This is a genomic window from Flavobacteriales bacterium, from assembly GCA_030584065.1.
In the GTDB taxonomy this organism is placed as follows: Bacteria; Bacteroidota; Bacteroidia; order Flavobacteriales_F; family PHOS-HE28; genus PHOS-HE28.
Genome location: CP129489.1, coordinates 3,656,191 through 3,674,793, shown reverse-complemented (window position 1 = coordinate 3,674,793; position 18,603 = coordinate 3,656,191). Strand labels below are relative to the sequence as shown.

The window sequence follows — 18,603 nt, the reverse complement described above, 5'->3', positions numbered from 1 at the left end:
TACTTTCAGCCCGCCAACACCCTCCGCATGCGACGCCTCCCGCACACTGCCGCGCTGGTCCTCTGCTCCATCGCCCTTAGCGCCCAGCCCACGGTGGTGCAGCACGGCAAGCCCTTCGCACGCAGCATGAAGGGCGCCACGGGCGACCTGCTCACCGTGGTGGATGGCGCCTTCGCGGCCGATGGGCGCCACCTGCTCTACGTGGAGGAGGGCATCACCCCGAAGGCCATTCGCCTGGATGCGCTGCTGCAGCCCGCCGAGGAGCTCACCCTGAAGGACGTGCTGCTCGATGGCCTCAAATGGACCGCCGTCACGCCCGTGATGGACGGTGCGCGCATGCGCGTGCTGCTGGTGAGCGCCACCAAGAAGGGCAGCGAATTCGGCATCGCCGAGGTCAGCGCCGGAAGCGCGCTGTCGCTCACCGGATTCCGGCGGCTGGCTGCATGCGACATCCCCTACGCCAACGACCCGGCGAATACCATGGCGGCGCGGCCGCTCCCCGACCCCATCCTCTTCACCCGCGGCCTGGCCTATGCCCAGCGCGAGCGCCTCATTCCCGCCCCCGACGGGCAGCACTACCTGCTCAACCACTTCACGCACAGCACCAAGGGCGGCAAGCGCATCGCGCTGGCCTGGCTCGACCGCGAGCTCACCGTGCTCTGGCAGGCGGCCGCCGAGCTGCCCTACGAGGACGCCAAGAGCAGCATCCACCAGATCGCCGTGGAGGACGACGGCACCGTGCGCCTGCTCACCTACGTGTACCAGTGCAAGAGCGAGGAGCAGCTCGGCGACAAGAACTGCCACGAGCTTCACCTCACCACCCTCACCGAGGACGGCAAGGCCGTGAGCGACATCCTGCTGGAAAAGGACTTCGTAGCCAGTGCGCGCCTGCTGCCCCGCAGCGATGGGCGGCTCGCGCTGGCGCTGCGCTATGGTGCGCTCACCGGCCAACCCGGCCTGGCGATCACCTTCGACCCCGCCGACCCCAAGCTGAAGCCCGCCCCCATCACCGCGCAGCGCCTCCCGAGCATCCGCAAGGCGCGCCTCATGGCCTTCGGCGACCCCACGGCCGACCCGCGCAAGCCGCCGGCGCGCACCGCCAAGGTGGCCGACGAAGTGGTGGACCTGCTGCCCGGGCCCGATGGCGGGCTGCTGGTGGTGGAGACCTTCCTGCAGCACGACTTCATGCTGCCCATGGGCGATGCGGTGGCCATGCGCCGCCTCGGGGGAGCCGTGCGCGTGAGCCAGGTCCAGCCCAACGACAGCATCGGCTGGCAGCGCACCATTGACCGTGCCCTGATGACCACCGCCGGCCAGGCCTACGACGGCTGCGTGGCCGTGCCCATGGAAGGGCGCCTGCTGCTGCTGCACGGGCACACGCCCAAGGGCTATGAGGCCATCCTGCGCGCCGGTGGCGAAGCGGCCGGGCAGAAGGACCTGCGGCCCGCCGAGCCCCAGGTGCTCAAGGCCGCCTTCCTCGATGCGCGCACCGGTGCCGTGGAGCGCGAAGGCACGGCCCTGATGATGGAAGACGGATTCGTGCCCTGCCCGCAAGGCACGCTCCTGGAATGGGGCGGTTCGCGCGCGCTTGTGAAGAGCTACGACCGGGGCACGCAGTACCGCTTCACCGTCATCGACCTGGCCCGGCTCGGCGAGGAACGTTAACGCGGCCGGCCTTCAGCCGGGCCCCGGCCGATTGCAGCGGGCCGACTTGCATTCCTGGCCGGCCCCCTTTCCGCGCCGCGCTGTTGGCAACCCGCCCACGCCCCGGCCCTCCGCGGCGCAGCACCGGCTAGCTTCGCCGCCATGGCCCAGCGCGAGCGCCCACGCCCCTTCTCCGAGCGCACCCTGGCCGCCGCCTCTGCCCTGCTGGAGCGCGTGCGGCAGTGGCTCGTGAAGACCCGGGCCAAGGAGTTCATCCTGCTGGCCCTGCCCTACCAGATCTCGGCCGTGCTCACCGCCCTCATCGCCGTGGGCTACGCCTGGCTCTTCAACGCCATGGGCGAACTCAATGCCGACCTGCTCGCCATCGACCGCCGGCTCATCTTCCTCTCCGCCCCGGTCACCTTCCTGCTGGCCTGGTGGCTGGTGTACCGCTTCGCGCCGCTGGCGGGCGGCAGCGGAATCCCCCAGCTGATGGCCGCCGTGGAGGTGGCCACCGACAAGAAGCGCGACCGCAGCGGGCGCTTCCTCAACCTGCGCATCCTGCTGGTGAAGGTGGCCAGCAGCCTGGCCATGGTGGCGGGCGGCGGCGCCGTGGGGCGCGAAGGGCCAACGCTGCAGATCGCCGGCAGCATCTACCGCACCGTGCACCGGCTGCTGCCGCCCTTCTGGCCCAAGGTGAGCCGCCGCATCATGATGATCACCGGGGGCGCTGCGGGCCTCAGCGCCGCCTTCAACACCCCCCTGGGCGGCATCGTCTTCGCCGTGGAGGAGCTCACCAAGACGCACATGGCGCAGTTCCGCACCGCCGTGCTCACCGCGGTGATACTCAGCGGCATGACCGCCCAATGGCTGCTGGGGCCCTACCTCATGCTGGGCTACCCCAAGCTGGCGCCCGCCACCGTGAGCTTCATGTACAAGATCCTGCTGCTCTCCGCCATCGCGGGCATCACCGGTGCGCTCTTCTGCCGCGCGGTGCTCGCCTTCGACAAGTTCCGGCGCGGGCTGCACGGCGCCCTGGCCAATGGCCTCTTCGCACTGGTTTGCGCCCTGCTGTTCGCCACCGTGGTGCACGCGCTGGGCGCATCGGCCATCGGCAGCGGGCATCACCTGCTGGAGGACCACCTCTTCGCCGACGACCCGCAGACCGGCGCCCGGCATGTGGGCGCACGCGTGCTCGGCTCCCTCTTCAGCTTCACCGCGGGGGGCGCCGGCGGCATCTTCGCGCCCTCGCTGGCCAGCGGCGCCGCCATCGGCGGATGGCTCACCGAGGCCCTCGGACTCGCCGACAACCGCGGCCAATTCAACCTGCTGGTGCTCGCGGGCATGACCGCCTTCCTCAGCGGCGTCACCCGCTCGCCCTTCACCAGCGCCATCCTCGTGCTGGAGATGACCGACCGCCACAGCGCCATCTTCCAGCTCATGTACGCCAGCGTGGTGGGCTACATGATCGCCTATGTGGTGGACCGCAAGAGCTACTACGAGCGCATGAAGGAGCGGCTGCTGAAGGCCCTGCCCGACTGGCCGCCACCGCCCGAGAAACCACAGCGGAACGGGGTGCGTGGTGCGGCCGACCCGAACAGTAGTGCGCCGGAGGCGGGGGCGGGATTCTGAAGAAGTGTGGCATGGTAGGCTGAAGGTGAACGAACGCGGAAGTACTTCACACCGAGGTGTTCCGTTCTGTTAGCCGATGCATGCCTAGCCCAGATGCACTTGGAGGACCGAACCAATGTACAGGTGGCACGTCCGCCTGCTGTGTTGCTCAGTTGTGATCCGGAGATGATGCAGAGATGGAAAAGCTCGCTGATACGGCGCGTGATACAGGTCCTGTGCGTTGCTATACTGACCTCTCAGAGTTCCGCCCAAGACGTGCAGCTGTTCGCCGCGTATGAACTGAAAGGACCGGTGCCCTTCGTGGACAAGGCACTCGATGGTGTGGGCGGAGGCTTCCGCTTCGGAATGTCAGAGCAGGTTCTCTACCTTGATCTGCGAGCATCCTATCTCTGGGCTGAGGATGATGAACTCTCCTCGACCAGGCACCAAGTGTTGGAAAGGAGTCTATCCTTGGCGATCCTGAAGCCCTTGGACCTTCGACCTAGGCTGCATGTGGACCTGGGGGTGGAAATGGGCTACTATGACCGTCAGAACACCGAGCACTACTTGTCGTCCTTCCAAGTGTTCGATCTGCGCGGACTCTCACTCGGGCCTATGGTCAATCTGCGGTATCGCATCCTCAATGGCGTTGAACCATTCCTTTCTTTGGCAGAATCTTACTGTATACCCTTGAGAGAGGACCAAGCCGATCTGGTCAGCGGCCCTATAGATCTCCAGAGCGTTTTTGAGTGGTCGTTGCGGATTGGCATCTTCCTTTCCTTACCACAAGAGGGGGGTAAATAGACGGCGTGCCGCTGACAAGGGTCTGGGTGGTTAACTCCGTTCGTCTGATTGTTTACATCGATGTGCAAATGATGGTTCCGACCAGAACTTCTGGCATGTTCGGCTAGGTCGTGCAGGGGCCCGAGTCGGAGACCCTGAGTAGTTCTAAAACGGATGGACCGATCAAGCAACTCGATGTCTCCGCATTGCAAGGTTTCTACAGTATCGTGTTGGAATCAGCTGCAGGCTGCTTCGTTGTGAGGGTCGTCATTCAATAGCAGTTTCATGGTCTTTCAATAGCATTCCTTTGCCAAACGAGCGGATGTTGGTGGAGTGAGGGAGAACAGCGCCTCGCTATCCACAGCCGTTAGCAAGTCCTGCGGCCCATGGCCATGGGGCTGCGGTACCTTCGCCGCACCCATGCGCCAGTACCACGACCTCCTCCGCCGCATCCTGGACGAAGGCGTGCAGAAGCACGACCGCACCGGCACGGGCACCATCAGTTGCTTCGGCCACCAGATGCGCTTCGACCTCAGCGAAGGCTTCCCCTTGGTGACCACCAAGAAGCTGCACGTGAAGAGCATCATCCACGAGCTGCTCTGGTTCCTGGCGGGCGACACCAACATCAAGTACCTCCAGGACAACGGCGTGCGCATCTGGGACGAGTGGGCCGATGCCAACGGCGACCTCGGTCCGGTGTACGGCTACCAATGGCGCAGCTGGCACACTCCCGATGGCCGCGTGATCGACCAGATCGCCAACGTGGTGGAGATGATCAAGAAGAACCCGGACAGCCGCCGCCTGATCGTGACCGCGTGGAACCCCGCCGATGTGGACCGCATGGCCCTGCCGCCCTGCCACACCATGTTCCAGTTCTACGTCGCGGAAGGCAAGCTCAGCTGCCAGCTCTACCAGCGCAGCGCCGACACCTTCCTGGGCGTGCCCTTCAACATCGCCAGCTACGCCTTGCTCACGATGATGATGGCCCAGGTCTGCGGCCTGCAGCCGGGCGAGTTCGTGCACACCTTCGGCGACGTGCACCTCTACAACAACCACCTGGAGCAGGCCCGCCTGCAGCTCACCCGCGAGCCGCGCCCGCTGCCGAGGATGGAGATCGACCCCACGGTGACCGACCTCTTCGCCTTCCGCTACGAGCACTTCGCGCTGAAGGGCTACGACCCGCATCCGCACATCAAGGCCGAAGTGGCGGTATGATCGTCAGCGCCATCGCCGCCGTTGCGGAGAACGGCATCATCGGCCACCAGGGCGACCTGCCGTGGAGCCTGCCGGACGACATGGCCTGGTTCCAGCGCGTGACCAAGGGCCACCACGTGATCACGGGCCGCAAGAACTACGAGAGCATTCCCGTGAAGTACCGCCCGCTGAAGGGCCGCGTGAACCTGGTGGTGAGCCGCAACGCCGCCTACGATGCGCCCGGCGCCGTGGTGGTGCCCAGCATCGCGGCGGCGCTGGAGCGGGCGCGCGCGGCCGGCGAAACGGAGGCCTTCCTGATCGGCGGCGGCGAGATCTACCGCGCGGCCTTCGCGCAGGGCCTGGTGCAGCGGCTCTACCTCACGCAGGTGCATGCCCAGGTGCCGGGCGATACGCACTTCCCCGAGGTGGACCCGCGCCACTGGGTGGAGCGCAGCCGCGCGCACCACCCGGCGGACGCCCGCCATGCGCATGCCTTCACCTTCGTTGTGATGGACCGGATCTAAACCCCGGGCACGGTGCTTGCGTCCAAAGGCCGTCACCCCCAACGCCACGACCCCGATGCCCGCGCCCGGCCACGGCGCCACCCCATGAGCACCCGCATCCTCTACCTCATCCCCGCCCTCGCCCTCCTCGCCACCGCCTGCCGCAAGGACAAGGAGGACGCCCCCGACATCGACTTCACCTCGGCCAGCGACAACGCGCGCGCCGAGGACGCATTCAGCGACATGCTGGCCCAGGTGGACAAGGCCGTGGAGGACAACGGCCTGCGCGACCAATGCGACCCCGTGGTGACCTTCGATACCACCGCCACGCCGCGCACCATCACGCTGGATTTCGGGGATGTGAACTGCACCGCCGCCAACGGGCGCCTGCGCCGCGGCCGGATCCTGGTGAGCTACACCGGCCGCTACCGCGATGCGGGCACGGTGATCACCATCACCCCGCAGGACTACTACGTGAACAACAACCTGGTCACCGGCACCAAGACGGTGACCAACCTCGGGCTGGACGCCAACGACCACCTGCACTTCAGCGTGACGGTGAACGGCGCGCTCACCGCCGGCGACGGCAGCTGGACCTCCACCCACCAGGCGCAACGCACCCGCACCTGGATCCAGGGCTCCGACACTCCGGCCCTGGCGGATGATGTGTACCTGATCACCGGTGGAGGCAGCGGCGTGAACCGCAACGGCGTGGCCTACGCCACCGCCATCACGCAGGCGCTGCGCGTGGCCCTCAACTGCCCCTTCATCACGGCGGGCACCGTATCCATCACGCCCGCCAACCGGCCCGTGCGCGTGGTGGATTACGGCAATGGCAGCTGCGACGGCACCTTCACCGTGACGGTGAACGGCCAGACCTTCACGGTCACCATCGGCTGAACGAGGCGCTTTCCGCAGAGGGCCATCGGGCAACCGGTGGCCCTTCGTCATTCCGGGCGGCGTCAGCGTGCCGAACCGCTCATCCCGCCCCTTGCCGCTCATCACTGTTCATCCCAATGCCCTTGGTGGCGGGTCTAGCTTCGTGCGACAGCTCCGCCATGTCCTACTTCCGCCGCGTGCCCATCCGCTACCGCACGGTGCTCCTCACCGCCGTGGTGCTGGCCACGCTCTTCCTCTTCCAGGCCTACATGCACCATTACGTGTACCGGGACCTGAAGGACATGGGCGAGTTCCGCTGGTGGCGCGAGGCCCCCGTGCCCTACCTCAACTTCTTCTTCTGGGCGCTGCTCTGCCCGCTGGTCTACTCCATCTTCCAGCGGTGGCCCTTCACGGAGCGCCCGCTCTGGCGGGTGCTGCTCATCCACCTCGGCCTGGGCCTGCTGATCGCGGGCTTCCACGAGGTGGTCACCTCCTCCATCTACTACGCCATCCTGCAGACGCGCGGCGAATTCGACTTCACCGACCCCAAGTACCGCGACTGGGCCTACCACGCCCTGCTGCCGGCCACCTTCACGCGCACCATGGAGTACTGGGTGCTGATGGGCGTGCTGGTGGCGCTTGACGGAGCCCGCCTGCGCCGCGAGGAGCACGAGCAGCTGCTGCGCCTGCGCAATGAACTGCAGGTGACGCAGCTCAACGCGCTGAAGAAGCAGCTGCAGCCGCATTTCCTCTTCAACACGCTGAACACGGTGAGCGCACTGATGGACGAGCACGTGGGCGATGCGCGCAAGGTGCTGAGCCGGCTGGGGCAGCTGCTGCGCGTGACGCTCGACCAGTCACGGCGTGACCGGGTTCCCCTGGAGCAGGAGGTCGATTACATACGCAACTACCTCGACATCGAGAGCATCCGCTTCCGCGACCGCCTGCGCGTGACCTACGATGTGCCGCAGCCGCTGCTGGGCGCGCAGGTGCCCAGCCTGGTGCTGCAGCCGCTGGTGGAGAATGCCATCAAGCACGGCCCCGATGCGACGGAAGAGCGCGTGGAGGTGCGGATCAGGGCTGAACGGTTGGACGGGCGGCTGGCCCTGGAGGTGCGAGACAACGGAAAGGGCTGCAAGGATGTCCATAACGCGATGGCCAACGGCGGCATCGGCCTGCGCAACGTGAGCGAGCGCATCAAGCTCCTCTACGGCGACGGCGGTTCGCTCACCATCACCTCCCCCAACGGCCGGGGGTTCTCGGCCACTGTCCTGATCCCCTACGAACACGACACGTCAACCTAAGCGTAACTCCCATGAAGCACATCCGCACCCTCATCGTCGATGACGAGCCCGCCGCCCGCGCCCGCCTGGCCAAGCTCCTGGCGCAGGACACCGAGGTGGAGCTGATCGGCGAATGCCGCAACGGCCAGGAGGCCGTGGAAGCCGTGCAGAAGCACCGGCCCGACCTGCTCTTCCTCGACGTGCAGATGCCCTCGCTCAACGGGCTGGAGACCGTGGACCGCATCGCCGGCGACCGCATGCCCTTCGTGGTCTTCGTCACCGCCCACGACCGCTACGCACTCAAGGCCTTCGACGTGAACGCCGTGGACTACCTGCTGAAGCCCTATGACGACGACCGCTTCTTCGCCTCCCTGGAGAAGGCCAAGCGGCACATCGACATGCGCATGAGCGACAAGCTGACCGGCAAGCTCATGGACCTGGTGCGCGAGCACATGCACGCGCGCAGCGAGTTCACCGAGGTCTTCACCATCCGCGACAAGGGGCGGGAGCACAAGGTGAGCGTGGCCGACATCCATTTCCTGCGGGCCGAGGGCAACTACATCAACCTGCAGCTGAAGGACCGGCACTACCTGTACCGGATGACCATGAACGCGGTGGAGACCGAGCTCGACCCGCAGCGCTTCCTGCGGATCCACCGCAGCTACATCGTGAACCGGGCCCACGTCCGCGCCGCCCGGTACAGCGGGAACAACGAGTTCATCTTCTCCATGGAGACGGGCGACCGCATCGTGAGCGGCCGCAGCTACAAGGAACCGATCGCCCGGGCCCTGCAGGACCAGGCGGTCTGACCTGGGGGGCTTCCGCCGTACGGCTCGTTTCCCTAGTTTCACGGTCCTTTTCGCCGTGGAAACCGCACGCCCGAAGTCCCGTACAGCATCGCTCCCCGCAGAAGGGCTGGGCGGAGCCCGTCCGACCGGCGGATCGCAGCCACCGCGCCTGGCCCGCTGGGCGCCGCTCGTTCTCCTGGCGCTCGTGGCGGTCGTGGCCCTTCCGATCGTGCGCCAGACCCTCGACCTGGGTGATGAAGGCTTCATGGCGCATTGCGCCGAGCGTGTGCTGCACGGCCAGCTGCCCCACCGCGACTTCTACTCCCTGCAGGGGCCGCTCTCCGCGATGCTCATGGCGGGCTGGAGCGCCGTCGCGGGGCTCTCTTTCCTCAAGCTCAGGGTCGCCGGGGTGCTCATCCACGCGGCCATGGTGCTGCTCACCTATGCCATCGCGCGCCGCTTCGCTGGGGCGCCATGGGCGTTCGGGGCCGCGGCGGTAGCCGTGCTCGTGGGCCTGCCGCACATGCATTTCGCACCGCTGGCGATCTGGCAGGGGCTGATGCTGAGCCTGCTGAGCGTGTGGCTGGCCGTCCGCAGCCTGCGCGCCGTGCATGGCGTCCTGGCCTTCGCCTCCGGCGCCGTAGCCGCGCTGAGCATGCTGGTGCGCCATGACCAAGGCTTCTACATGGCCCTCTCCATCGCCGCGCTCGCCATCGCCCTCCGCTTCGTCCCCGCCTCAAAGCTGGCGCCCGGGCCGAGGTTCCGGCTGGGCAACTGGCTTCTCGGCACTACAGCGGTCGCCCTTCCCGCGCTGCTCTTCTTCTGGACGCAGGGGGCGCTGCCCGCCATGTGGGACCAGCTGGTGCTCTTCCCCCTCACCCGCTACAGCGCCACCAGCGCCATCCCCATGCCCTCCCTCGGCCAGGAAGGGCCCGCCGGGAGCCTGCTGGCCTTCGTGGTCTTCCGCATCACGCCGCTGGCGGTATCCGCCACGCTGGGTCTCGTGGTCTGGCGCGCACGCCGCAAAGGGTATGGCGAGGGCGAGGCCCTTGGCCTGTTCCTCGCGGCATGGTCCATGCTCATGTATGCGCAGGTGCTGGTGCGGTCCGACCTCCCCCACCTCGTGATCACCCTCCATCCGACACTGGTGCTCCTGGCCTGGTTGCCGGGCTATGCGATGCGCGCCCTGGGGCTAGAGGGCGAGCGCCATGCGAAGGGCCGATCGCTGATCGCCGCGGGGTCGGCTGCCTGCTTCGCCGCCCTGGCGATCGTGGCGTGGCACATGCTGCTGCCGCCCTTGGAGCGGGACCTGCAACCCCTCCGGGCGGAGCGCGCCGGGCTGCTGGAACGGGCTTCGGAAGCCGATGTCATCGACGCCACGGTACGGACCATCCAAGAGCGCACCGGGCCCACCGAGGCCGTCCTCGTGCTCCCCTACCAGCCCGCCTATTACGTGCTCAGCCAACGGCGCAACCCCACCCAGTGGGGCTACCACTGGCCCGGGGACCGCACGAATGCTGAGCTGGCACAGATGGTCAGCCAGCTGCAGCAGGACCCGCCTGCGCTGGCGGTGGTCTTCCACCGCGATAGCACGGCCACCTACTTAGGGCCCGTGGTGCAATGGCTGGAGGCGCACTACGCGCCTGTGGACCCGGCGGCCGACCCGGTGATCTACACGCCGCGCGAGCGCTAGGGATACCTTCGGGGCCATGCACCTCAGCTCGTCACGGGCACTGCGCCTGATCGCGGTCGCCCTCTTTCAAGTTTCAGCTTTCAACTTTCAGCTTTCAGCACAACGCCCCCCCGCACAACCCCATGCCGCCGAGATCCTGCATCGCATGCAGAAGCTCAACGTGCTGGGCAGCGTGCTCTACATCGTGGCGCATCCCGATGACGAGAACACCCGCCTGATCGCCTGGCTCGCCAACGGCAAGAAGGTGCGCACCGGCAACCTCAGCCTCACACGCGGCGATGGCGGACAGAACCTCATCGGTCCCGAGCTGGGCGATGCGCTGGGCATCATCCGCACGCAGGAGCTGCTAGAGGCGCGGCGCATCGATGGCGGTGAGCAGTTCTTCACCCGCGCGGTGGACTTCGGCTTTTCCAAGAACGCCGCCGAGAGCTTCGAGAAGTGGGGCAAGCAGGAAGTGCTGAGCGATGTGGTCCGCGTGATCCGGATGTTCCGGCCGGACATCATCATCACCCGTTTCGCGCCCGACCGCAGTGCGGGGCACGGCCACCACGAGGCCAGCGCCATCCTCGCCGAGGAGGCCTTCGACCTGGCCGGCGACCCCAAGGCCTTTCCGGAGCAGTTGGAGCAAGGGCTGGAGGTGTGGCAACCGCGCCGCCTCTTCTTCAACGGCAGCACGTGGTGGAAGAAGGACCTGGCCGAGATCGCGAAGAACGACCCCGACTGGTTCACCGTGGACGTGGGCGGCTACGACCCGCTGCTGGGCCTGAGCTACACCGAGATCGCCGGACGCAGCCGCAGCATGCACAAGAGCCAGGGCTTCGGTGCGGCGGAAACGCGGGGGGAGATGCTGGAGTACCTGAAGCTCGTGAAAGGCGACCGGCCCAAGACGACGGACATCTTCGAGGGAATCGACATGACGTGGGGACGGGTGAAAGGAGGGAGTGCGATCACTAATGCGATCCAAGAAACCATTAGTTCATTTCAACCGGCTCGACCATACGGATCGATTCAGAAGCTCGAAAAGATCAATGAATCGATGCACAATTGCGTCGTGCACGATAGCCCATTCGGGTACAAGCTGAATGACTTGAACACGCTTGCTTTAGCCTGTACCGGTATCGTAACGGAAGCGTTATCGGCTAGCCCTTACGTTTCTGTCAGTGACTCCGTCGCCACCACTCTGAGCGTCATCAATCGCAGCCCAGGAAAAGCAGCCGTGTATGAAGTAGGCTTCGATTGTGATGGTTGGAAGAATGAGGTGCCCTCGTTTTTCGATCAACAATGGTCGGAGTCGCTCACTTGTCGATTAGGCAGTGTGACATCCCCGTATTGGCTTGACAACACCCACGGAGGGCTGCACGTGGTCAATGATAATGCCCGAATCGGCAACCCCACATGGAATGCTCAACGCTTTCCTCGGTTGAGTCTATCCTATGAAGGCGTCCCTCTCAATTCTGCCCCGATGGTCACCTACAAATGGGTCGACCGCGTGGCCGGTGAACGCATCCGCCCGGTGTACGTCACGCCCGTGGCCTCGGTGATCCCGAAGACGAACGTCATCATGGCGCGGGGAAGTGGAGAGACAACCGCTGCAGCCGAGATAGTTGTAGAGGTTGAAGCACTGACTGACAGTCTTTTCGGACAGTTGAACATTGCCTTGCCAGGAAGTTGGACAACAACAAAAGACTTGAAGGTTGTCAACATTCCCAAGCGAGGAGATCGGCAGAGCTTCTCATTCAAGCTGTTTCACGAAGACCACTGGACTAACGAAGAAGAAGTGAGTATTGCGAGGTTCGAATTCGTAGGCCCCAAGGGCAGGGCCGATCGCACCTTGCACGAAATAGACTACCCGCACATCATGCCCCAAGTATACTACACCCCCGCAGAGGTCAAGGTCTTACGTCAGGACGCATCTACCACCGCCAAACGCGTGGGCTACGTGAAGGGCGCCGGCGATGAGGTGCCGCAGGCCCTGGAGCAGCTCGGTGTGGTTGTCGAGTACATAGAGCCTTCCACCGCGAAGCTGGAAGAACTCAAGAAGTACGACGCCATCGTCACCGGCATCCGCGCCTACAACGCCACCAAGGGCATGAAGGAGCTGCACCCGCTGCTGCTCCAATACGTGGAGCAAGGCGGTACGCTGGTGGTGCAGTACAACACCACACCGCGCTTCGCCGTCTCCGGTGTGGAGGATTTCCAGATCGATCCCAGTACGCTCGGCCCCCACCCCTTCAAGATCACCCGAGACCGCGTGACCGTGGAGGAGGCGCCGCCCACCTTCCTCGATCCCAAGCACCCGCTGCTTACCACACCGAACGCCATCACCGCTGCCGACTTTGAGGGCTGGGTGCAGGAACGCGGCCTCTACTTCGCCGGCGAGTTCGGAACCAACTACACCCCGCTCATCGCGTGGAACGATCCCGGCGAACAACCGCTCACCGGCGGCCTCATCACCTGCGATCACGGCAAAGGACGCTTCATCTACACGGGCATCAGCTTCTTCCGGCAGTTGCCCGCGGGGGTGCCGGGAGCGTATCGGTTTTTTGCGAATCTGATATCGCCGCGGAGTACAAATGCAAAGTGAATGGCGAATGGTCAATGGTGAATGGCGGCAGAGCTGGCATTCACCATTCGCCATTCACCAACTCCCATTCACCTCGTGACCCATGCACTGGCTCGACTGGACCATCCTCCTCGGCACCCTCGGCTTCATCGTGGGCTATGGCGTGTGGCGCACGCGGCGGGAGACCGGCAGCGAGAGCTACCTGCGCGGCGGCGGCGATGAGCGCTGGTGGGCAGTCGGGCTCAGTGTCATGGCCACGCAAGCCAGCGCGATCACCTTCCTGAGCACACCGGGTCAGGGCTACCTCGACGGGCTCGGCTTCGTGCAGTTCTACTTCGGGCTGCCGCTGGCCATGCTGGTGATCAACCGCGTGTTCATCCCGCTGTATTACAAGTGGAAGGTGTACACCGCCTACGAGTTCATCGGCAAGCGCTTCGATGCGCGTACGCGGCTGCTCACGGCGGGGCTCTTCCTCATCCAGCGCGGACTGGCGGCCGGCATCACCATCTACGCGCCCAGCATCATCCTCAGCAAGGTGCTGCACTGGCCGCTCAGCTGGACCTGCGTCTTCATCGGCACGCTGGTGATCCTCTACACCACCACCGGCGGCGCCAAGGCCGTGGGCGTGACGCACAAGCAGCAGATGGCCGTGATCTTCGGTGGGCTCTTCGTGGCCTTCGGGCTGGTGGTGTGGTACTTGCGCGAGCACATCGGCTTCGTGGAGAGCCTGCAGCTGGCCAGCGCGCTCGGCAAGACGGATGTGATCGACACCAGCTTCGACCCGAGCAACAAGTACACGCTGTGGAGCGGCCTCATCGGCGGCTTCTTCCTGCAGCTGGCCTATTTCGGCACCGACCAGAGCCAGGTGCAGCGCTACCTCAGCGGACAGAACGTGCAGCAAGCGCAACGCGGGTTGTGGATGAACGCGCTGCTGAAGGTCCCCATGCAGTTCTTCATCCTGCTCACGGGCGTGCTGGTGTTCGTGTTCTACCTGTTCAATGCGGCGCCCGTGCATTGGAACAGCGCGAACGTGGAGGCGATGCGATCAGACATTTCGACTTCGCTCAATGCGGGCGATCAGATGATCAGACGATCAGATGATGGAAATGCGACGCCCGATCGAAACACCCGTAGCGTCGACCCAATGGGTCGACCTACCGAGGTGCAAGCACAACATGCCACCAATGCCGCCGAGATCAGCATTGCCGCCAATGAATGGGTGACCGCCCACCGCGCCGGCGAGCCCACGGACAACGAACAACTGTCAACCGCCCTGGCTGAGGACAAGCGCCTGCGCGAAGCCTACCGCGCCGAGGTGAAGGCCACGCTCCCCACTGCCGAGGCCAACGACAAGGACTACATCTTCATCACCTTCATCATGGACCACATGCCCATCGGGATCATCGGGCTGCTGCTGGCCATGATCTTCAGTGCGGGCATGAGCAGCACCAGCGCGGAGCTGAGCGCGCTGGCCACGACGAGCGTGGTGGACGTGGTGAAGAAGGAACGCACGGATGGCGAGCAGGTGCGCGCCACCAAATGGGCCACGGTGCTATTCGGCTTGCTGGCGCTGGCCTTCGCGGCGCTGTTCTCGCTCTTCGAGAACCTCATCCAGGCGGTGAACATCATCGGTTCCCTGTTCTACGGCACCATCCTGGGCATCTTCCTGGTGGCCTTCTTCCTGAAGCGGGTGGGCGGTACGGCGGTGTTCATCGCGGCGCTGGTGGCGCAGGCGGTGATCCTGACCATCCACTTCTCCGAGATCCAGATCGCCTTCCTGTGGTACAACCTGATCGCGCCGGCGATCGTGGTGGTGCTGGCGGTGGTTCTGGAGGCGCTGCTCGGTCGGCGATCTTCGCAACCATGAGAAACTGGAACCTGAAAGGCAAGCGCGCGCTGGTCACGGGCGGCACGCGCGGCATCGGCGCGGCCACCGTGCAGGAACTGCGTGACCTGGGAGCGGAGGTGGTTTATGCAGCCCGCAGGAGCGATGGGCACGCGGACTGTGTGGAAGCGGACGTGACCGACGCACAAGGCCGGGCACGAATCGTCGATGCCGTTCGCGAACGCTGGGACGCCTTGGATATCCTGGTGAACAACGCCGGCATGAACATCCGGAAGCCATGGGTTCAGCTGGCCCCGGAGGAGCAGGCAGCGGTGATCGGCACCAACCTGTTGGGGCCCGCAGCGCTCTTGCGCACCCTGCATCCGCTGCTCCAGCATGGCGAACGGCCCGCGGTGGTGAATGTTGCCAGCGTGGCGGCCTACGTGGATGTGGGCAGCGGGGCCGCTTATGCGCTTAGCAAAGCCGCGCTCGTGCAGCTCACGCGCAGCCTCGCCGTGGAATGGGCCGAAGATGGCATCCGGATCAACGCTGTGGCGCCGTGGTATATCCGCACCCCGCTCACGGAGCCGGTGCTCTCGCAGCCCGAGCGCATGGCGAAGATCCTGGCCCGGACCCCGATGCGGCGCGTCGGCGAACCCGGTGAGGTCGCGGCGGCCATCGCCTTCCTCTGCATGGACAAGTCCTCCTTCGTCACGGGCCACTGCCTGGTGGTGGACGGCGGCTTGCTGAGCCTGGGGATGTGAAACGGAAGCGGGCCCCGCTCGGGGGCCCGCTCCATCGGATCCGCAACCCGGTCTATTTCGTCGGCTTGGTGGTGGCGGGTGCTGCCGTGCCCACCCGCGGGCGCCACTCGTCGATGCGCGCCTTGCACATCTTCACGTAGGTGTCATCCTTCGCTTCCTGTGCCAGCTTCATGCCCTCGTTGGCCGACTCCACGGCCTCCTTCATCTTGCCGTTGGAGGCATAGGCGAGCGCCAAGGTGTAGGTGTTCCAGTACTTCCGCTCCATGGTCACGCTGCGCTGCGCCCAGGCCAGCGCATCCTCCTGGCGGATGCCGCGATCCAGGCAGAAGCGGGCGCTCCCGTGATAGGCACGGTAGTCCGCATCCGGCTTGCTCAGCGCCTCCTTGATGTTCTGCAGGGACTGTTCGGTGGCATCGGCCTCGATGAGGAGGGGGATGTGCATGGCCTCCCAGCGAAGCCCCAGCTCCGCCTTGTCCTGACCGATGGCATCGAAGCTGAAGGTCAGCGTCTCCACGGGGGTGCCGTTCTTGCGGCGCTGCGCCTTCACCCGGAGCACGTCCTCCTCCTCCTTGCGGTCCTCCGCGCCCCACAGCTCGGTGTTGCGGTTGAGGATGACCACCCAAGTGTCCTCGGAGGGGATGGTGAAGAGCGAATACTTGCCGGGTTTCACCGGCTCACCTTGCAGGGTCACCGGCCCATCGAACTCGATGGTGGTGCACAGGTTGGCGCCGGTCCGCCACACCTTTCCGTAGGGGACAAGATCGCCGAAGATGACGCGGCCCTTCATGCTGGGCCGGTTGTACTCGACCTTGACTGTGGTGAGGCCGATGACCTGCTCCACGGATCCCTTGGGGCTGGGCTGAGGCAGTTTCTGAGCGGTGGTGAGCAAAGGCGCTGCAACGAGCGCCGCAAGGATGGCATGCTTCATCATCAGGGCAGGAGGTTTAAGCTCCCCGGCGACGTGCCGGGCGAGGGGCCCCGAAGTTAGCGGACCGGAGGGCGACTAGGCCACCTTGAGGTTGCTCAGTCGCGAACGCTCGAACTTCTCCCGTGCGTAGCTGAGGGTGACGCGCAGCTCCGAAGGCCGGTCCGCGGCGCCGGGGATCTCGAACATGGCATCGGTCATGATCGCCTCGCAGATGGAGCGCAGGCCCCGGGCGCCGAGCTTGTACTCGAATGCCTTGTCCACGATGAAATCGAGCACCTTCTTGTCGAAGGTTAGCTTCACCTTGTCCATGTCGAAGAGCTTCACGTACTGCTTGATCAGCGCGTTCTTCGGCTCGGTGAGGATGCGGCGCAGGCTCTCCCGGTCGAGCGGATCGAGGTAGGTGAGCACCGGGAAGCGCCCGATGAGCTCGGGGATGAGCCCGTAGGTCCGCAGGTCGGTGGGGCTCACGTACTGCAGCAGGTTCTCATCGTTGATGCGGCCCTCCTTGCTCACGCTGTAGCCCACAGCGCTGCTCTTCACGCGGCGCGCAATGATCTTGGCGATGCCGTCGAAGGCCCCGCCGCAGATGAACAGGATGTTGCGCGTGTCCACCTGGATCAGCTTCTGCTCGGGGTGCTTGCGGCCGCCCTGCGGGGGCACGCTCACGGTGCTGCCCTCGAGCAGCTTCAGCAGCGCCTGCTGCACGCCCTCGCCGCTCACGTCGCGCGTGATGCTCGGGGTGTCGCTCTTTCGGCTGATCTTGTCGATCTCGTCGATGAAGACGATGCCCCGCTCGGCCTTGCTCACGTCGTAGTCGGCGGCCTGGAGCAGCCGGCTGAGGATGCTCTCCACATCCTCCCCCACGTAGCCGGCCTCGGTGAGCACCGTGGCGTCGGCGATGGCGAACGGGACGTTGAGCATGCGGGCGATGGTCTTGGCGAGCAGGGTCTTGCCACTGCCCGTTTCGCCCACCAGGATGATATTGCTCTTCTCGATCTCCACCTCATCGGTGCCTGCAGCGGGCTTCTGCAGGAGGCGCTTGTAATGGTTGTACACCGCCACGCTCAGCACCTTCTTGGCATCGTCCTGGCCGATCACATACTCATCGAGGAACCGCTTGATGTCCGCTGGCCGCTGCAGGATGAGGCTCCCCTCCATCTCGGTGCGCGACCGCTGGCTCAGCTCCTCGCTGATGATGTTCTGCGCCTGGGTGATGCACCCGTCGCAGATGTGCCCGGTGATGCCCGCGATGAGGACGTTGGTGTCCTGCTTGTCGCGGCCGCAGAACGAGCACTTGATCTCTTTCTTCTCCATGGATGGGTGCCGTAAGGCCGGGTTGAGCAATGGTTGGAAGGCCCTTATACGGGGGGAACGGCCCGCCAAGATACGGCGCGGCCCCGGCGGGTTGCGCCGGGGCCGTCCAGGTTCAGCAGGCAGCGCCGCCCTTGGCGGCGCGCTGCACGGGGGCCTTACTTGTGCTTGACCAAGAGCTCATCGATCATGCCGTAGGCTTTGGCCTCCTCGGCGATCATCCAATAGTCGCGATCGCCGTCCTTCTCCACCCGGTCGAAGGGCTGCCCACTGTGGCTGCTGATGATCTCGTACAGCTCCTTCTTCAGCTTCTTGATCTCGTTCACCGTAATCTCCATGTCGCTGGCCTGGCCCTCGGCGCCGCCCATGGGCTGGTGGATCATCACGCGCGCATGCTTCAACGCGCTGCGCTTGCCCTTGGCCCCGGCGCAGAGCAGCACGGCGCCCATGCTGGCGGCCATGCCGGTGCAGATCGTGGCCACGTCAGGGTTGATGTACTGCATGGTGTCGTAGATGCCCAGTCCGGCATACACCCCGCCGCCCGGGCTGTTCAGGTAAATCTGGATGTCCTTCTTGGCATCCACGCTCTCCAGGAAGAGCAGCTGCGCCTGGATGATGTTGGCCACCTGGTCGTTGATGGCGGTGCCGAGGAAGATGATGCGGTCCATCATCAGGCGGCTGAAGACGTCCATCTGCGCCACATTCAGCTGGCGCTCTTCGATGATGTAAGGGGTCATCGAGCTGGTGATGTAGCCGCCCAGCGCGGTGCTGCTGATACCGCGGTGCTTCACCGCGTACTTGAGGAATTCGTCCTTGGGGAACATCCGTTTGGAG

Annotated in this window: 15 protein-coding genes; 12 read left to right on the top strand and 3 right to left on the bottom strand. The window is 65.2% G+C overall.

Features of this window, described 5'->3' with window-relative positions:
• Positions 1 to 27: 27 nt before the first annotated feature.
• The 12 genes from QY325_15295 (at position 28) to QY325_15240 (ending at position 15,530) form a co-directional block, all read left to right on the top strand.
• Complete coding sequence (locus tag QY325_15295; protein WKZ66119.1) at positions 28 to 1,665, top strand: hypothetical protein; 1,638 nt, start codon at positions 28 to 30, stop codon at positions 1,663 to 1,665.
• A gap of 141 nt (positions 1,666 to 1,806) precedes the next feature.
• The gene (locus QY325_15290) at positions 1,807 to 3,276 is read left to right on the top strand and encodes a chloride channel protein (protein ID WKZ66118.1); all 1,470 of its coding nucleotides are present in this window, start codon (positions 1,807 to 1,809) and stop codon (positions 3,274 to 3,276) included.
• Between the two features lie 255 nt (positions 3,277 to 3,531).
• On the top strand, positions 3,532 to 4,059 hold the full coding sequence (locus tag QY325_15285) for a hypothetical protein (protein ID WKZ66117.1): 528 nt from the start codon (positions 3,532 to 3,534) through the stop codon (positions 4,057 to 4,059).
• Between the two features lie 399 nt (positions 4,060 to 4,458).
• Positions 4,459 to 5,253, top strand: coding sequence for a thymidylate synthase (locus tag QY325_15280; protein WKZ66116.1), 795 nt, complete (start codon positions 4,459 to 4,461; stop codon positions 5,251 to 5,253).
• Positions 5,250 to 5,756, top strand: coding sequence for a dihydrofolate reductase (locus tag QY325_15275; protein ID WKZ66115.1), 507 nt, complete (start codon positions 5,250 to 5,252; stop codon positions 5,754 to 5,756). Before QY325_15280 ends, QY325_15275 begins: the two co-directional genes overlap by 4 nt.
• Before the next feature lie 84 nt (positions 5,757 to 5,840).
• Complete coding sequence (locus QY325_15270) at positions 5,841 to 6,635, top strand: hypothetical protein (GenBank protein ID WKZ66114.1); 795 nt, start codon at positions 5,841 to 5,843, stop codon at positions 6,633 to 6,635.
• Positions 6,636 to 6,793: 158 nt separating this feature from the next.
• Positions 6,794 to 7,918: a histidine kinase gene (locus QY325_15265; protein ID WKZ66113.1), complete on the top strand. Its 1,125-nt coding sequence runs from the start codon at positions 6,794 to 6,796 to the stop codon at positions 7,916 to 7,918.
• Positions 7,919 to 7,929: 11 nt separating this feature from the next.
• Positions 7,930 to 8,706, top strand: coding sequence for a LytTR family DNA-binding domain-containing protein (locus tag QY325_15260; GenBank protein WKZ66112.1), 777 nt, complete (start codon positions 7,930 to 7,932; stop codon positions 8,704 to 8,706).
• Between the two features lie 55 nt (positions 8,707 to 8,761).
• The gene (locus QY325_15255; protein ID WKZ66111.1) at positions 8,762 to 10,378 is read left to right on the top strand and encodes a hypothetical protein; all 1,617 of its coding nucleotides are present in this window, start codon (positions 8,762 to 8,764) and stop codon (positions 10,376 to 10,378) included.
• A gap of 16 nt (positions 10,379 to 10,394) precedes the next feature.
• Positions 10,395 to 12,962 carry a PIG-L family deacetylase gene (locus QY325_15250; protein ID WKZ66110.1) on the top strand — a complete coding sequence of 856 codons (2,568 nt, stop codon included), beginning with the start codon at positions 10,395 to 10,397 and terminating at the stop codon, positions 12,960 to 12,962.
• Positions 12,963 to 13,044: 82 nt separating this feature from the next.
• The gene (locus QY325_15245) at positions 13,045 to 14,808 is read left to right on the top strand and encodes a sodium:solute symporter (GenBank protein WKZ66109.1); all 1,764 of its coding nucleotides are present in this window, start codon (positions 13,045 to 13,047) and stop codon (positions 14,806 to 14,808) included.
• The gene (locus tag QY325_15240; GenBank protein WKZ66108.1) at positions 14,805 to 15,530 is read left to right on the top strand and encodes an SDR family oxidoreductase; all 726 of its coding nucleotides are present in this window, start codon (positions 14,805 to 14,807) and stop codon (positions 15,528 to 15,530) included. Before QY325_15245 ends, QY325_15240 begins: the two co-directional genes overlap by 4 nt.
• A 52-nt stretch (positions 15,531 to 15,582) precedes the next feature.
• Here QY325_15240 and QY325_15235 read toward each other — a convergent pair whose 3' ends face one another.
• The 3 genes from QY325_15235 to clpP form a co-directional block, all read right to left on the bottom strand.
• On the bottom strand, positions 15,583 to 16,461 hold the full coding sequence (locus QY325_15235; GenBank protein WKZ66107.1) for a DUF2911 domain-containing protein: 879 nt from the start codon (positions 16,459 to 16,461) through the stop codon (positions 15,583 to 15,585).
• A 72-nt stretch (positions 16,462 to 16,533) separates the two neighbouring features.
• Positions 16,534 to 17,772 (bottom strand): ATP-dependent Clp protease ATP-binding subunit ClpX, encoded by a 1,239-nt coding sequence (gene clpX, locus QY325_15230; GenBank protein ID WKZ66106.1) that lies wholly within the window; start codon positions 17,770 to 17,772, stop codon positions 16,534 to 16,536.
• 155 nt (positions 17,773 to 17,927) lie between these two features.
• A complete protein-coding gene (gene clpP, locus QY325_15225; GenBank protein WKZ66105.1) occupies positions 17,928 to 18,593 on the bottom strand; it encodes an ATP-dependent Clp endopeptidase proteolytic subunit ClpP in 666 nt (221 codons plus the stop codon).
• Positions 18,594 to 18,603 lie beyond the last annotated feature (10 nt).

Excerpts from the sequence above, each read along its gene's own strand:
- QY325_15295 (WKZ66119.1), top strand. The coding sequence starts at position 28 with ATGCGACGCCTCCCGCACACTGCCGCGCTGGTCCTCTGCTCCATCGCC.
- QY325_15290 (WKZ66118.1), top strand. The coding sequence starts at position 1,807 with ATGGCCCAGCGCGAGCGCCCACGCCCCTTCTCCGAGCGCACCCTGGCC.
- QY325_15280 (WKZ66116.1), top strand. The coding sequence starts at position 4,459 with ATGCGCCAGTACCACGACCTCCTCCGCCGCATCCTGGACGAAGGCGTG.
- QY325_15275 (WKZ66115.1), top strand. The coding sequence starts at position 5,250 with ATGATCGTCAGCGCCATCGCCGCCGTTGCGGAGAACGGCATCATCGGC.
- QY325_15270 (WKZ66114.1), top strand. The coding sequence starts at position 5,841 with ATGAGCACCCGCATCCTCTACCTCATCCCCGCCCTCGCCCTCCTCGCC.
- QY325_15265 (WKZ66113.1), top strand. The coding sequence starts at position 6,794 with ATGTCCTACTTCCGCCGCGTGCCCATCCGCTACCGCACGGTGCTCCTC.
- QY325_15260 (WKZ66112.1), top strand. The coding sequence starts at position 7,930 with ATGAAGCACATCCGCACCCTCATCGTCGATGACGAGCCCGCCGCCCGC.
- QY325_15250 (WKZ66110.1), top strand. The coding sequence starts at position 10,395 with ATGCACCTCAGCTCGTCACGGGCACTGCGCCTGATCGCGGTCGCCCTC.
- QY325_15245 (WKZ66109.1), top strand. The coding sequence starts at position 13,045 with ATGCACTGGCTCGACTGGACCATCCTCCTCGGCACCCTCGGCTTCATC.
- QY325_15240 (WKZ66108.1), top strand. The coding sequence starts at position 14,805 with ATGAGAAACTGGAACCTGAAAGGCAAGCGCGCGCTGGTCACGGGCGGC.
- QY325_15235 (WKZ66107.1), bottom strand. The coding sequence starts at position 16,461 with ATGATGAAGCATGCCATCCTTGCGGCGCTCGTTGCAGCGCCTTTGCTC.
- clpX (WKZ66106.1), bottom strand. The coding sequence starts at position 17,772 with ATGGAGAAGAAAGAGATCAAGTGCTCGTTCTGCGGCCGCGACAAGCAG.
- clpP (WKZ66105.1), bottom strand. The coding sequence starts at position 18,593 with ATGTTCCCCAAGGACGAATTCCTCAAGTACGCGGTGAAGCACCGCGGT.